This window comes from Acinetobacter sp. LipI_19 (assembly GCF_058242925.1).
Genome location: NZ_JBZAYK010000001.1, coordinates 2343774 through 2358278, shown reverse-complemented (window position 1 = coordinate 2358278; position 14505 = coordinate 2343774). Strand labels below are relative to the sequence as shown.

At 40.5% G+C, this 14505-nt stretch carries 14 protein-coding genes; 13 read left to right on the top strand and 1 reads right to left on the bottom strand.

Annotated features, from left to right (window positions below):
- Nucleotide 1: 1 nt before the first annotated feature.
- Nucleotides 2-997, top strand: a complete 996-nt coding sequence (locus tag AC4CVF_RS11605; RefSeq protein WP_490789487.1) for a 3-hydroxybutyryl-CoA dehydrogenase — start codon at nucleotides 2-4, stop codon at nucleotides 995-997.
- Nucleotides 998-1051: 54 nt separating this feature from the next.
- Here AC4CVF_RS11605 and AC4CVF_RS11600 read toward each other — a convergent pair whose 3' ends face one another.
- A complete protein-coding gene (locus tag AC4CVF_RS11600) occupies nucleotides 1052-1519 on the bottom strand; it encodes a MarR family winged helix-turn-helix transcriptional regulator (RefSeq protein WP_419328761.1) in 468 nt (155 codons plus the stop codon).
- 147 nt (nucleotides 1520-1666) lie between these two features.
- Between AC4CVF_RS11600 and AC4CVF_RS11595 the strand changes: the two genes are divergently transcribed.
- The 12 genes from AC4CVF_RS11595 (at nucleotide 1667) to AC4CVF_RS11540 (ending at nucleotide 14464) form a co-directional block, all read left to right on the top strand.
- Nucleotides 1667-2779 carry an amidase gene (locus tag AC4CVF_RS11595; protein WP_419820618.1) on the top strand — a complete coding sequence of 371 codons (1113 nt, stop codon included), beginning with the start codon at nucleotides 1667-1669 and terminating at the stop codon, nucleotides 2777-2779.
- An 18-nt stretch (nucleotides 2780-2797) separates the two neighbouring features.
- Nucleotides 2798-3964, top strand: a complete 1167-nt coding sequence (locus AC4CVF_RS11590) for an acyl-CoA dehydrogenase family protein (RefSeq protein WP_105714294.1) — start codon at nucleotides 2798-2800, stop codon at nucleotides 3962-3964.
- Between the two features lie 43 nt (nucleotides 3965-4007).
- Nucleotides 4008-4535, top strand: coding sequence for a nuclear transport factor 2 family protein (locus tag AC4CVF_RS11585; RefSeq protein ID WP_490789486.1), 528 nt, complete (start codon nucleotides 4008-4010; stop codon nucleotides 4533-4535).
- Nucleotides 4536-4565: 30 nt separating this feature from the next.
- Nucleotides 4566-5843, top strand: coding sequence for an aromatic ring-hydroxylating oxygenase subunit alpha (locus AC4CVF_RS11580; protein ID WP_490789485.1), 1278 nt, complete (start codon nucleotides 4566-4568; stop codon nucleotides 5841-5843).
- Nucleotides 5844-5853: 10 nt separating this feature from the next.
- Entirely contained in the window at nucleotides 5854-6339 is a 486-nt protein-coding gene (locus tag AC4CVF_RS11575; RefSeq protein WP_004721595.1) for an aromatic-ring-hydroxylating dioxygenase subunit beta, read from the top strand.
- 11 nt (nucleotides 6340-6350) lie between these two features.
- Nucleotides 6351-7088, top strand: a complete 738-nt coding sequence (locus AC4CVF_RS11570; RefSeq protein ID WP_490789484.1) for an SDR family NAD(P)-dependent oxidoreductase — start codon at nucleotides 6351-6353, stop codon at nucleotides 7086-7088.
- Nucleotides 7089-7122: 34 nt separating this feature from the next.
- Nucleotides 7123-8076: a PDR/VanB family oxidoreductase gene (locus AC4CVF_RS11565; RefSeq protein ID WP_490789483.1), complete on the top strand. Its 954-nt coding sequence runs from the start codon at nucleotides 7123-7125 to the stop codon at nucleotides 8074-8076.
- A gap of 65 nt (nucleotides 8077-8141) precedes the next feature.
- Nucleotides 8142-9101, top strand: a complete 960-nt coding sequence (locus AC4CVF_RS11560) for a p-hydroxyphenylacetate 3-hydroxylase reductase component (protein ID WP_171287945.1) — start codon at nucleotides 8142-8144, stop codon at nucleotides 9099-9101.
- A 136-nt stretch (nucleotides 9102-9237) separates the two neighbouring features.
- Nucleotides 9238-10146 (top strand): transcriptional regulator FeaR, encoded by a 909-nt coding sequence (gene feaR, locus AC4CVF_RS11555; RefSeq protein ID WP_490789482.1) that lies wholly within the window; start codon nucleotides 9238-9240, stop codon nucleotides 10144-10146.
- 126 nt (nucleotides 10147-10272) lie between these two features.
- Nucleotides 10273-11874, top strand: coding sequence for a GMC family oxidoreductase (locus tag AC4CVF_RS11550; RefSeq protein ID WP_336954168.1), 1602 nt, complete (start codon nucleotides 10273-10275; stop codon nucleotides 11872-11874).
- Between the two features lie 66 nt (nucleotides 11875-11940).
- Nucleotides 11941-13431 carry an aldehyde dehydrogenase family protein gene (locus tag AC4CVF_RS11545; RefSeq protein WP_490789481.1) on the top strand — a complete coding sequence of 497 codons (1491 nt, stop codon included), beginning with the start codon at nucleotides 11941-11943 and terminating at the stop codon, nucleotides 13429-13431.
- A 103-nt stretch (nucleotides 13432-13534) separates the two neighbouring features.
- A complete protein-coding gene (locus AC4CVF_RS11540) occupies nucleotides 13535-14464 on the top strand; it encodes a SphA family protein (RefSeq protein WP_419820614.1) in 930 nt (309 codons plus the stop codon).
- Nucleotides 14465-14505: the final 41 nt, after the last annotated feature.

Genomic DNA, 14505 nt, shown 5'->3' with positions numbered 1-14505 from the left:
AATGCAGATGATCGAAAAAATTGCGGTGCTTGGCGCTGGACGTATGGGCAAAGCCATTGCGATTGCATTTGCCTATGCAGGACTAAACGTTGATTTGATTGATGCAAAACAACGTAGTGAAGCTGAATTTGAACAATATCAAACTCAAATTCGTGCTGATTTACAGCAAGAGTTACAGTTGCTTGAGAAAATTCAGTTTATTCAAGCGGAGCAGCAAGTTTTTGTTTTGGATAAGATTGCGATTTTATCTAAACAAGCTGCTACAGGCATATTGCCAAGCTGTGCGTTGATCCTTGAGGCTGTACCAGAAGTAAAACAAGCCAAACAAGAAATTTTTGCTTGGCTGGATCAATATCTTTCACAGCAGTGTATTGTGGCTTCGACCACCTCCACATTTTTAGTGACGGATATTGCGCAAATGATTTCGCATCCTGAGCGAGTAGTCAATGCACATTGGCTAAATCCTGCTTATCTCATGCCTTTGGTGGAGTTAAGCCGTTCTGACCAGACCTCAAATGAGGTGTTGACTCAGCTTAAGCAATTTCTACAGGCGATTGGTAAGGTACCTGTGGTTTGTAATGCCAAGGCGGGCTATATCGTGCCAAGGATTCAGGCCTTGGCAATGAATGAAGCGGCACGTATGGTTGAAGATGGAGTCGCTTCGGCAGAAGATATTGATATTGCTATTCGTACTGGTTTTGGTTTGCGTTTTTCTGTTTTAGGCTTATTGGAGTTTATTGATTGGGGCGGTGGCGATATTTTATATTATGCCTCGCAATATTTGCAAAAAGAGCTGGGTGAGCGTTTTTGTACACCTGAAATTATTGCGGAAAATATGCGGCAGCAGCGTAATGGCCTTCGTGAAAAGCAGGGCTTTTATAATTATGCGGATATGGATATTCATCAATATAAACAAGATGTCTTACGTACCTTTTCAGATCGAATTGAAAAAAGTAATTTAAAACCATCGTTCAATATTTTACAGTCCGCAACGTGATGAACCGAACAATTCGCCCATTGCATTCAGCGAATGGGCGTTTATTTACAGCTTTTAGCTTGATGGCATCAAATTGAATAGCTTTTTCAACTGTGCATTTAACTGATGCAATTCTTCATCTTCAAAGGCATTTAAAATCCCAGATAAAGTCACTTGGCTGATTTGATTGATCTGCTCTACCAGTTCTTTGCCTTTTTCTGTGAGCTTGACCATCGAAATACGTTCATCAGACTCTGACGAAAAAACCTGCACAATATCATCTTCAACCAAGCGATAAATGGCTTTAGTTGCTGTGGTCAATTTAAGGGTAGAGAGGTTGGCAATTTCGGTAATACTGGCTTGTTGCAAAGCATTGGTACTTAAAATGATTTTACGACGTGTATTGTCGATACCTAATTTTTTTATTGATTTTTCAATAAGTTGTGTATATTTACCATTCACTTGAGAAATCCAAAAGAAAGGATAGCTTTGTAAGCTGCTAGGTTCATTATTAGGTAGAAATTGTTCTAAATGAGTAAGCATAGCAAAGTGATAACTTTATAAAGATGAATATTCATCATTATACAAAAATTAAAGAAAAAATCTTTGCTCTTTCTGATAAAAATATCTTGACAATTACATTACTTTTTCCGATATTGGTATTAAGTACAAAAATACATGGAAAAGTGAATGAATATTGTTGTACAAGACGTACAAATAGGACACGGTGCTTTAAAAGTCATGGTGAAAGATTCTATTGATATTCAAGGTCTTAAAACCATGATCGGGAGCAAAGCCTTGATGGATAAGCCTTCTGCAACAAAAAATGCAGAAGTGGTAGATCGTATTTTGGCAGAGGATTGCCAAATTACTGCAAAAACCAATCTGCATGAGCTGGCTTTTGGAATTACCGGGATCAATCCTGTTTTTGGCACTGCAATCAATCCTCAATATCCTGATCTAATTCCAGGTGGTTCATCGAGTGGGTCTGCTGCTGCCGTAGCCGCAGGTCTGGCTGATTTTACTTTAGGTACCGATACTGGTGGTTCAATTCGTATGCCAGCGGCATGTTGTGGCGTGTATGGTTTTAAGCCGACATTCAATCGCGTCAGTCGTCAAGGGATACATCCAGCCATGAGTTCGCTGGATTGCGTGGGACCATTTGCAGCTTCGGTTGCAATGATTGAAACCGCGATGCAGATAATTGATCCAAGCTTTCATACTTTGGAAAAATTAGCGCATGCACCAAAACTGGCTTGGCTTGAGGTAAATGCAAATCCAACGGTATTGAACTGTATTCAGCATTTTCTTGCTCAGGCGAATCTGTCAGCTACACCAGTGAAATCTGAATGGTTTGAACCTGCTTATGATGCAGGGATGCAGATCATTAATTATGAAAATTGGCAGGCGTATGGCGAGTTAACCAAAACTGGTTTATTGGGTGACGATATCCATGCTCGCTTGCTTAAATCTGCGCAAACCACTGTGCAACAAGTAAAAGAGGCGGAAGCGGTCAAAGCACAATTTATCAATGAAATTGATGGCTTATTGGAAAAATATGATGCTGTGTTACTGCCAACCCTTCCGCAAATCCCACCCAAATTAATCGATGCAGAACATATGGTCGCACTGTTGAACTTAACTTCATTGGTGCGTCCATTCAATTTATCTGGACATCCTGCAATTTCAATACCGCTCAAAACCAGTGAAGGGCAACCAGTGGGTTTACAAATTGTGGCGAAACGAAATTCGGATGAGCTGGTCTGTGCAATTGCGAAATATATCGTGGATGCAGCGCAATAAATGACAAGGAGTTGGGTAATGAATAATTTATCGACAAAGGAATTTGTAATGGACACAACAATAACGGAATTAGAAGCACTCTGTCAGGAGATTCGAGAACGTGCTTGTACAGGCGAGTTCGATAACCAAGCGTATGTGAGTCAAGACATTATCGATAAGTTGAAACAGATTGGTGTTTATCGTGCATTGGTACCAAAACGTTTTGGCGGCAATGAATGGTCACCTCAACAATTTTGTGAGTTGATTGAACGTTTGTCTAAAGCGGATGGGTCCGTGGGATGGGTTGCGAGTTTTGGGATGAGCCCTGCTTATTTGGGTAGTCTGCCTGAAGCAACGCTTGAAGAATTATATAAAGAGAGCCCAGATATTGTATTTGCAGCAGGTATTTTTCCACCGCAACCCGCAGATTTAAGAGCTGATGGCGTGGTGGTAAAAGGTCGATGGAAATTTTCCAGTGGTTGTATGGGGGCCGATATTATTGGAGTGGGGATTAGTCCACAGGTCAATAACACCACACAAGGTCTCCCACGTTTAGCAATTATCCCAGCAAAACAAGCGCAAATCGAAATGACTTGGGATACGGTCGGTTTAAAAGGAACAGGCAGTCATGATCTGCTGGTAGATAATGTCTTTGTAAATAATGATTGGACCTTTATTCGTGGTGAACCGTCTAAGCTTTCGGAACCATTTTTTAAATATCCATCACTGTCATTGGCAACACAGGTGTTAACTGTGGTCGGGATTGGTGTTGCAGCAGCAGCGTTGGAAGAATTCCAAAAGTTAGCGCCTGGCAAATCATCTATCACAGGTGGTGCTGAAATTGCCAGTCGCCCAGTCACTCAATATGAATTTGCCCAAGTCGAAGCTGAGTTTAAAGCAGCGCGTGTTTGGTTCTACGACACTATGCAAATCGTTTGGAATGAGATTATTGCAGGTGGTACGCCAACGCCAGAACAGATCAGTGAGATGCGTTTGTCTTGTACCCATGTTGCTCGAGTTTGCGCACGTGTAACGCGCAAAATTCAAATGTTAGCGGGCATGACTGCAATTTATACCCATAACCCATTTAGCCGTTTTGTGAATGATACCAATGTGGTGACTCAGCATGCCTTTATGGGTGATGCCACTTTACAAAATGCCGCTTTGGTGAGCTTTGGTATGCAACCAGCACCCGGTTATTTATAAGTCGAATTTGAATAATCACGAGATGTCCCAGGATGAATATGACATGAATAGCCAAAAGGATTTGACCCTTATCTTACAACGCTTAGAACAGCTCGAAGCGCAAAACGCGATTCGTAATTGTATTCATCGTTACATGGAAATTTGTGATGGATTAAATGCCAAGACTGACCTCAATGAATTAATGGATTTATTTGATCAGGACAGTATTTGGGAAGGAATTGGTGAGAAATATGCGCAATCTTTTGGTCGCCATGCTTCATGGCAAGCCATTTTTGACATGTTTAAAAGCTATACCCAAACTGAATCACATTTTGTGATGAATGCGCATTTTGTCAGCTCAGAACAAATTTATATTGCAGGCGATCAGGCCAATACAAGCTGGTTGATGTTGCAAACCTCGACCTTTCTCAATGGAGATAGCCATTTAAATGCCGCAAAACTCAGCGTGAAATTTAAACAGCAAACCGATGGTCTATGGAAGATCAAACATTTTCAGACTGAAAATATTTTTAGTCGCCCTGTGTCTCACTGGAACAGTACAGCGATATTGCCAGTACCGTCTCAGCAATAAGTTATGGATAAATTGAAAAGGATAATGGATATGAACAGTATTATTCCAATGCAGAATATTAATATTGATTACAGCGAGTTAGTTCAAAGTGATCGTGCGCATACCTCTTTATATAAAGATGCGCGTGTCTTTGATGATGAAATGGAAAAGATTTATTACAGCACTTGGGTTTGGGTGGCACATGCCAGTGAAATTCCAGATGGTGGTAGCTATAAAACTATTAATATTGGTAAGCAACCTGTGGTCGTTGTACGTGACCGTAAGAAAAAAGTCCATGTATTGCTCAATCGTTGTCGCCATCGTGCAGCAACGGTATGTGAACATAAAAAAGGAAAAACCAACAGTTTTGTTTGCCCATATCACGGATGGAGCTATGCACTGGATGGTTCATTACGTGGTGTACCTTCACCTGAAAGTTATGGCGAATGTCTGGATAAATCAGAGTTTCCATTGATTAGCCTACGTGTTGAAGAATACAACGGTATGATTTTCGCCACCTTTAAAGACGATATTGAGCCTTTATCTGATTTCTTGGGTGCTGCGAAAAAATGGATAGATTTGTTTATGAAACAGGGAGCAGGTTATCCAATTAAAGTATTGGGTGAACATCGTTTCCGTTTCCCAGGCAACTGGAAAATCCAATTGGAAAATACCACCGATGCCTATCATTTCCCGCTGGTGCATAAGTCATTCTTAAGTTCAGTCGATGAGAAGACTGAAGAATTATTTAATTTTGAAAATCAACCTGGCTATGTTGAAGATTTAGGCAATGGGCACAGTGTCATGGTGATGATTCCTGAACTGGTGGATTTAGATGAAGAGTTGATGGAACGCCCAATTCAGGAACGTTTTGAAGAGCTTGCACAAGCGTTACGTGATGAAGGACATGAAGAACTTGAAGTACGCCGTATTGTACGTGCTGTGGGTGGTTCTGGTTTTAACTTAAACCTGTTCCCGAACATTGCCTGTTCAATGGCCTTCTTCCGTGTCATGCAACCTATTTCAGTCAATGAAACTGAAATTCATCATTCTGTGATTACGATGGATGGTGGGCCACAGATTGCCAATCAATATCGCTTACGCCTACATGAACATTTCCAAGGTCCATTTGGTTTTGGTACACCAGATGACTCGGAAGCATGGGAGCGTGTGCAACATGGTGCCAATGCTGGTCAGGATTTATGGATCATGTTGAACCGTGGTTTACCCGGCGAAGTAAAAACTGAGGATGGCTTAAAAAGCGATGTCAGTGCAGAAACTGGAATGCGCGCTGCTTATCAGCAGTGGAAAAAGATGATGACGGCTTAAGGAGAGTAGCATGAACATGAATTTGCAATTATTAAATGAAGTGACTGCTTTTGTTTGGGCTGAAGCTGACATGTTAGACCATAGTGAATACCGTGAATGGCTCAATCTATGGAATGAAAAAGGCGTGTATATCATTCCGATTGATCCGACACTCAAGGATTATGAAAATAATTTGAACTATGCCTATGACAACAATCATATGCGTACATTACGGGTCGAACGTTTGGAAAATGGTGAAGCGATTTCGACTGCACCCAAAGCCAATACTGTCCGTAGCGTGTCACGTATCCGTGTCGTAAAAGATGAGGATGGTGAAATCATTTTACGCTGTGCACAAAACCTCCGTGAATTCCGTAAGGAAAGCTTAAAACATTACACCGCAGATGTGATTTTTCATTTGGTTCGTGATCCAGAACAAGGCTTTAAGATCAATCGTAAAATTATCAACTTAGTCAACTCGACCGATACTTTGGCGGGTATCAGTTACATCCTCTAGGAGCGTAAAAAATGAAACAGGTTGTTTTAGTCACGGGCGCAGCATCTGGTTTAGGGAATGTGATCGCCGAATATTTTGCAGCACAGGGGCATCAAGTGATTGTCTCTGCCAGCAGCTTAGAAAAGGCTGAAAATGCCAAAGCACGTAGTCCTAATGCGGAGAATATGTTTGCGTTAAAACTGGATATTTCAGTTGAGCAAGATTTTCATGCCGCAGTGCAGTGGATTCAACAAAAATTCAGCAAATTAGATGTGTTGATTAATAATGCGACGGTCACCAAGGCAACCCCTGTTTTAGAGATTACTGCAGCTGACTTCGACTGGATCACCCAAGTGAATCAGCGAGGAACCTTTCAGGCATGTCAGATTATTGGCAAATATATGGCTGATCAAGGCTATGGTCGTATCGTCAATATGGCTTCATTGGCAGGACAAAATGGAGGTACTGCAACAGGAGCACACTACGCTGCAACTAAAGGTGCAATTGTGACTTTGACCAAAATATTTGCCAAAGAGTTTGCTGCTAAAGGCGTGACTGTAAACGCCCTAGCACCTGGGCCAATGGAATCACCGATTGTACACAGTGTGGTATCTGACGAAAAAATGGCGCAATTTATTCAAAATATCCCAGTCAAAGCATTAGGTAGTATGGGATTTATTGCTGAAACCTGTGCCTTGTTAGCAAGCCCAAGCGCTGCATTTGTCACTGGGGCGACGTGGGATATTAACGGTGGATTATTTATGCGTTAAGCCTTGGGCGAGATGCATAAAAGGGAGATAAATCATGGCTACACTCTATAATGTGGTTGTCAGAAACCGTCATATAGAAGGTGGGAATGTTGCAGTCATGGAGTTTGAATCTGCAAATTCTGCCACATTACCAAAAATTGAAGCAGGTGCGCATATTGATGTGCACTTACCCAATGGTATGGTGCGTCAGTACTCACTATGCCAAAACCCAAAGGATGTTGGCATATTCCGACTGGGGATTTTACGTGATCCAGAATCGCGTGGTGGTTCAGTATCGGCTTTTGAAGATTTAAAAGATGGAATGGAAATACAGGTCAGTGAACCGAAAAACCTGTTTCCATTAGTCAAAGCCAAACATGCTGTACTGGTGGGTGGGGGGATTGGAATTACCCCTTTGATCACCATGGCCTATCAATTGGTACAAGAAAACGCATCTTTTGAACTGCATTATTGCGGGGCAAGCCCAGAGCAATGCGCCTTTGTCGATGAAATTAGAAATAGTGTATTGGCGCCATTTACCACCTTTCATTTTAAATCGGAAGGGGCCAGCCATCGTGAGTTTTTTCAATCTGCCATTCAGGACATAGACAAAGCAAGCCATATCTATACCTGTGGTCCCAATGGATTTATGGATTGGGTGATTAATTTGGCTTTGACACAAAATTTTCCTGAGCAACAGATTCATAAGGAATATTTTCAGGTTGAGGTTGAAACCAACGGTGATGCATTTGAAGTTGTTGCTGAGCGTAGTGGCAAGATCATCATGGTCAATGCCGAAGAAACCATTCTGCAAGCACTGGCACGTGAAGGGATTGAGATTGAAATGTCTTGCGAACAGGGCGTCTGCGGAACCTGTATGTGCGATGTGATCGAAGGTGAGCCTGATCATCGCGATGTGTATTTTACTGATGAAGAAAAAGCCAGTAATGAACAAATACTGGTGTGCTGTTCCCGTGCAAAGTCAGCACGATTGGTACTGGATATTTAATTGCTTTTAACAGGACTAAGCAATTTCAGATACCGAGCTAAATAGGATAAAAGATTCAGGAGAGAATAATGAATTCATTAAAATCAATGGATGAAATCAAAATAGATCCAATGCAATTTAGACGGGCATTGGGTAATTTTGCTACAGGTGTGACCATTGTGACGGCACAAAATGAGCAAGGTGAGAAGGTTGGAGTCACTGCAAATAGTTTTAATTCAGTGTCTTTAGACCCACCACTCATTTTATGGAGTATCGATAAAAAATCATCGAGTTTTTCTGTATTTGAGCAAGCTACGCATTTTGCGGTAAATATTTTATCGGGTTCTCAAATTGAGTTATCCAATAAATTTTCCCGTCGCAATATCGATAAGTATGAAGGTACAAGTTATCAGGTTGGTGCAGGTCAATCACCAGTTCTAGACCATTGTTCAGCAGTGTTTGAATGTGAACGACATGAAATTATTGAAGGTGGTGATCACTGGATTATTATTGGCAAAGTCGTTAAGTTTCATGATCAAGGGCGTAGTCCGTTGGTGTATCACCAAGGTGCGTATTCAGGTGTGATTCCTCATCCATTATTACAGCTTAAAGATACTGTAGAAGCAGAAGACTTAGGCGAATTACACCAAGGGCATTTATATAGTAATGTCTGTTATTTAATGAGTCGGGCGTTTAAATTTTATCAGACCGATTATATTCCGAAGCAGTTAATCACTGGATTTCGCACCAGTGAAGCAAGATTATTATTGGTGTTAGGCAGTGGTACCGCATCCAATAAAGCAGATTTACCACGTGATATTGCCATGCCGATGCGTGAGATCGAACAAGCTGCGCTTATCTTAAAAAAAGATGGTTTATTGATTGAAACGGATGGATTTTTTAAGTTAACGGAAAAGGGCAAGAAAACCGCACATTATCTGTTTGATATTGCTGATAGCCATCAAAATGAAGTTTTTGAAAAATATCCTGAAAATGAAAAGGAAATTTTTATTAAAATTTTAAAAGATATTGCGGGGATTGTATAATCATCAACTGACCGACAAACATCTAGATGAATTTGTCGGTTATTTGGATTGATTGAGGTAGAATTTTTAATGGTGTTGGAAAAGACAAAGCAAAGCTATTCAAGTTATTGAATCGATCTGTCCAAGAGGAATGGATATGAATCAAGCTAAAGAAAATGAAATTGTACAGTGGAAGCAATCTATTCAAAAGGTTTGTGGTAACTTTGAGACGACCTTTGATAAACAGAATAATTTATTTATTGGTGAAGTAAAGTTCTTTTTACTGGGAGAGACAGAGGTTGCTTTTATAAAAAGTAATGCCAGTCATATTTGCAGAAAAAGTGGTATGCCTGATCGAGTGAAAGATCGTTTCTGCTTTTTGGTGATTCAGTACATAGGCAAGATGCGGATTGTTTATAAAGATCAAAATATTGATTTAAATGAAGGTGAGATTACCTTACTTGATCCTGATGAAACGATTGATATGTATCCACAAGGTTTATTTAGTCATGTTTCAGTGCATTTATCGCGCGAGAAATTATTCAGGCAAGGCATTACGGTTGATCATTTTGGCAAATTAAATACTTCTAATATGAGTGGGCATTTGCTGAAAGGTATGTTGCAAAACCTATCACCTGAAAATATTGAACTTTGGTATGCAAAAGAGGATGGTAATGCTTTTGAAGATGCCTTGATTGCTTTAATCAAACCGACAATTAATTATAAAAATATTGAAATTTCCAGTCATCTCAAAATAAAAGCAGAGCGATTTATTTTTGAGCATCTCAATCAGCAAAGTTTAAATGCACAAATGATCGCAAATCACTTAGGGATTTCACTTCGGCATTTACACCGATTATTTGAACATCAACAGCAATCTGTACACAAGTTTATTCAAATGCATCGTATCGAAAAAATTCAGTATGAATTAAAAGATGGCAAAAATAAAAGTCTGTCGATTACTGAAATTGCTTTGAAGTGGGGATTTGGTGACAGTGCTCATTTCTCAAAATTGTTCCGTAAGATGATCGGGCTTTCACCGAAACAATATCGCTTAAAAGTGTAGTCGATGAATTTTTAGATCTGCTGTCAATGTCACAATTTTGCATAAAGTGAGTCACGTTTAAACAAGAACATCCGCTGTAATCATGGTGAAATCTTATTCAAGGAATTGGATGAGTAGGCAAGCATGATGCAAGCAGAATATGACTATATTATTATTGGGGCAGGGTCGGCAGGCTGTGTGGTCGCAGCACGATTATTACAAGCAAACGCAGGACGAGTGCTGGTTTTAGAGGCGGGGACGAAGGACAATAGTATGTTCCATACGATCCCAGCAACAGTGATCAAAGTATTTCAACAAAAATCATGGCCGTATATGACGGTTCCACAAAAACATTGTAATCATCGTGAAATGATTCTTGCACAAGGAAAAGTCCTTGGCGGAGGGAGCTCTGTCAATGGCATGGTGTACTGTCGTGGACAACGTCAGGATTATGATCTATGGGCATCTGAATGGGGCTGCAACAAGTGGTCTTATCAAAATGTGCTTCCATTTTTTAAAAAAGCTGAAAAAAATGAAAGCCTTGCGGATGAGTATCACGGACAAGAGGGTATTTTGCCTGTCAGTGAAAATCGTTATCGTCATCCTTTAACACTTGCCTGTATTCAAGCAGGTCAGCAAATGGGGATGAAATATGTCAATGATCTCAATGGATGGGATCAAGCGGGTGTCGGCTTTTATCAAACAACAACCCTGCATGGTGAAAGAGCCAGCACTGCAAAGACCTATTTAAAAGCGGTTGAACATCTTGCAGATATTACTGTGGTGACCGATGCACTGGTTCATAAAATCGAAACACATGCTGGTCGGGCGACAGGTGTAACCTATAGCATTGCTGGAAAACCCACTGTTACTGTGCACGCAAGCAAAGAAATTATTGTCAGTGCTGGTGCAATTGGTAGTCCAAAAGTTTTATTACTCTCAGGTATTGGTCCAAAACAGCATTTAAATGAACTGGGCATTGAATGTATTCAAGACTTACCTGTGGGTGAGAATTTTCATGATCATTTACATATGTCAGTGAATGCAACTGTTAAAACCAAGAATAGCTTGCTTGGGGAAGATCAAGGTTTAAAAGCACTACGGCACTTTTTACAATGGCGCTTTACCCGTTCTGGTTTATTAACGTCTAATATTTTAGAAGGCGGTGGCTTTATTGATACCAATAACCATGGCCGACCTGATGTACAGTTCCATTTCTTGCCAGTACTGGATAATTTTGATAATACGCCAGGTGAAAAAGCAGTGGCACAAGAACATGGTCTCACCATTAAGGTTGGACATGTACAACCCAAAGCACGAGGCAGTTTACGTTTAAGCAGTAAAGACCCAAATGCTTTGCCGATCATTGATCCAAACTATTTAGGTCATCAAGAAGATATTGATGCCAATATTCGCGCGGTTCAGGCAGGGCTGCGTTTACTACAACAGCCTGCATTAAAATCTATAGTCAAAGATATTATTGAACCAGCAAATATCGATCCCGATGACATTGCTGCGATTGATCTGTGGATGCGTCAAAATATTAAAACGGTCTACCATCCAGCAGGCAGCTGTAAAATGGGCAATTCTTCACAAGACTCCGTTACTGACCAAACCCTTAAAGTGTATGGTTTTCAAAATTTACGCGTGATTGACTGTTCCATTTGCCCACAAGTACCAAGTGGAAATACCAACGCCATTGCCATCATGATTGGTGAGCGCGGTGCTGACTTTATTCTAAATGCATAATTGAATCTCATAGAGATTGCTGAACCTAAATTGCCAAGATTTCTATATAGAACACAGGATAACAAGATGAACCAAGTACAAATTTTAGCGAGTGTCCAAACTTTTTTGCAACGTCAACACGGTCATTTTATTCATGGACAACATATTGAAGTCGATGATACGCGTACTCGAATTGAGCTGGTTAACCCAGCAACGGAACAGCCTGTTTCAAGTATTGCGATTGGGACTAAACTAGATGTTGAGGCCGCTGTAAACAGTGCGCAAGATGCTTTTCTACATGCTTGGGCCAATACATCACCTTATGAGCGTGGGCAAAAGCTGAATAAGCTTGCTGATCTGGTTGAACAGCATGCGGAGGAATTAGCACAACTAGAAACTTTGACTACAGGCAAGTTGATTAATCTTTCTCGACACTTAGAAGTTGCTCAGACTGTCGTGTTTTTAAGATATTTTGCTGGTTGGGCCACCAAGATTCATGGTCAAACCATGCAACCTTCTATTCCCTCAGCCAATGGTGAAAAATATACAGCTTATACAGTGCGTCAACCTGTTGGGGTTGTGGCAGGAATCGTGCCGTGGAATTTTTCCTTGATGATCGGATGTTGGAAGATTGGTTCGGCATTGACAACGGGTTGTACAATCGTGCTTAAACCTAGTGAGTTCACAACACTTTCATTATTACGTTTAGCCGAGCTTGCAATAGAAGCAGGCATCCCCGCAGGTGTGATTAATATTGTCACAGGCACAGGAGAAACTGGCCAATATTTAATTGACTCTAAAAATATTAAAAAAGTCTCGTTTACAGGTTCTGTACCCACAGGAATTGCGATTGGTAAACAAGCGATGCATAACGATTTAACCCGTGTCAGCTTAGAACTAGGCGGAAAAAATGCAGCTGCGATTTTAGCGGATACTCAAATCGATGAAATTTTACCAACACTGTTACAAGCTAGTTTTGTCCATCAAGGTCAAGTGTGTGCAGCACCAGAACGTTTTTTTGTGCATTGCTCTAAATATGAAGAGTTTATTCAAAAAGCAGCCGGAGCTCTTCAACAATTTAAAATAGGTTCACCACTGGATGAATCCTCTATGTTTGGTCCACTTTCAAATAAGCCACATTTTGAGAAGGTTAAACATTATCTGGATCTTGCTTATCAAAATAATCAAATCATTTGTGGTGGTAAAGTCATTGCAGGAACAGGCTATTTTGTAGAGCCAACTTTATTAACAGTGCGGGGTATTGACGATCCATTATTTATTGAGGAAACATTTGGACCTGTGGTGGATGTGATTGCTTTTGAAAGTGATGAAGAGTTAATTTCAATGATGAATCATTCTCGTTTTGGTTTAACTGCAAGTATATGGACCAATGATTTGGCGAAAGCTTTGCGACTCATTCCGCAAATTGAAGCAGGCTCAGTCTGGGTGAATATGCACACATTCCTTGATCCTGCCGTTCCTTTTGGTGGTGTCAAAGCGTCTGGTCTGGGTCGTGAATTTTCAGACGCATTTATTGAGGATTACACTGAATTAAAGTCAGTGATGATCCGTTATTAAAAATGCACAATATTATTTAAACTGGCAAATCCAGTTAGAAAAAGGTAGCAGCATCAATTGCTACCTGTAGGAGGATTTTGCCTCAACAATAAGGATATTGAAGATGAATAAGAAAATACTGGGTCTGATTTTTATTACGCATACAAGTTTTGCCAGTGATCTGCCAACTGTGAATTTAGGTCTATCGAGTTTTGTAGACGGTGCAGTTCCAGCAGGTAGTGGTTGGTATGCACAAACCTATTTTCAGAATTATCGCGCGGATAGTATTCGCGATACACATGGCAACAAAATCGCACTCCCTCAGTCAGAGATTGATTATCAATCGATTGTTCAGCAAATCAGTTATATGTCAGATATCAAATTGGGCAGTGGTAATCTTGGCTTAAATATGGTGATTCCTGTGCTGGCACATGTAGATGTGGATGATGGCCTCAATAATCAAGCTATTAAAGCAAATAGGGGACTGGGCGACATTATTATCGGCCCTTTTATCCAATTTGATCCAGTGATGGGGCAAGACGGGCCTAAGTTTTCCCATCGTTTTGAATTTCAAATTAATTTACCTACAGGTGAATATGATCATAATAAGGATATAAACCCTGGTGCCAATGCAGTGTCACTTGATCCATACTGGGCTGCAACCTATTGGCTGAATCCCAAATGGACACTTTCGACACGCTTACACTATCTTTATAACTTTAAGAATAATGATCCAAATTATAGTTTTGGGAATGCTGAAGACATAAAGGCTGGGCAAGCGTTACATGCCAACTTTGAAAGTAGTTATGCAGTCACACCACAGCTTCGGTTAGGAATAAATGGATATTGGCTCAATCAAATCACAGATACACAGGTGGATGGTGAAAATGTCAAAGGACGACGTGAACAGGTATGGGCGATCGGTCCAGGGGCGATGTATAGTTTTTCTCCCCATGACCATCTTGTTGCAAATGCTTATTTTGAACAAGATGCAGAAAATCGACCACAAGGGACCAGTATGATTTTTCGGTATGTACATCATTTTCAAAAATGATGGATTTGATAAGCTTTAAAATCGAAACAGCCCAATATATC

Bases quoted from the DNA above. Each gene is read 5' to 3' on its own strand.
- AC4CVF_RS11580 (WP_490789485.1), top strand. From the start codon at position 4,566: ATGAACAGTATTATTCCAATGCAGAATATTAATATTGATTACAGCGAG.
- AC4CVF_RS11565 (WP_490789483.1), top strand. From the start codon at position 7,123: ATGGCTACACTCTATAATGTGGTTGTCAGAAACCGTCATATAGAAGGT.
- AC4CVF_RS11590 (WP_105714294.1), top strand. From the start codon at position 2,798: ATGAATAATTTATCGACAAAGGAATTTGTAATGGACACAACAATAACG.
- AC4CVF_RS11570 (WP_490789484.1), top strand. From the start codon at position 6,351: ATGAAACAGGTTGTTTTAGTCACGGGCGCAGCATCTGGTTTAGGGAAT.
- feaR (WP_490789482.1), top strand. From the start codon at position 9,238: ATGAATCAAGCTAAAGAAAATGAAATTGTACAGTGGAAGCAATCTATT.
- AC4CVF_RS11605 (WP_490789487.1), top strand. From the start codon at position 2: ATGCAGATGATCGAAAAAATTGCGGTGCTTGGCGCTGGACGTATGGGC.
- AC4CVF_RS11585 (WP_490789486.1), top strand. From the start codon at position 4,008: ATGAATAGCCAAAAGGATTTGACCCTTATCTTACAACGCTTAGAACAG.
- AC4CVF_RS11600 (WP_419328761.1), bottom strand. From the start codon at position 1,519: ATGCTTACTCATTTAGAACAATTTCTACCTAATAATGAACCTAGCAGC.
- AC4CVF_RS11595 (WP_419820618.1), top strand. From the start codon at position 1,667: ATGAATATTGTTGTACAAGACGTACAAATAGGACACGGTGCTTTAAAA.
- AC4CVF_RS11550 (WP_336954168.1), top strand. From the start codon at position 10,273: ATGCAAGCAGAATATGACTATATTATTATTGGGGCAGGGTCGGCAGGC.
- AC4CVF_RS11545 (WP_490789481.1), top strand. From the start codon at position 11,941: ATGAACCAAGTACAAATTTTAGCGAGTGTCCAAACTTTTTTGCAACGT.
- AC4CVF_RS11540 (WP_419820614.1), top strand. From the start codon at position 13,535: ATGAATAAGAAAATACTGGGTCTGATTTTTATTACGCATACAAGTTTT.
- AC4CVF_RS11575 (WP_004721595.1), top strand. From the start codon at position 5,854: ATGAACATGAATTTGCAATTATTAAATGAAGTGACTGCTTTTGTTTGG.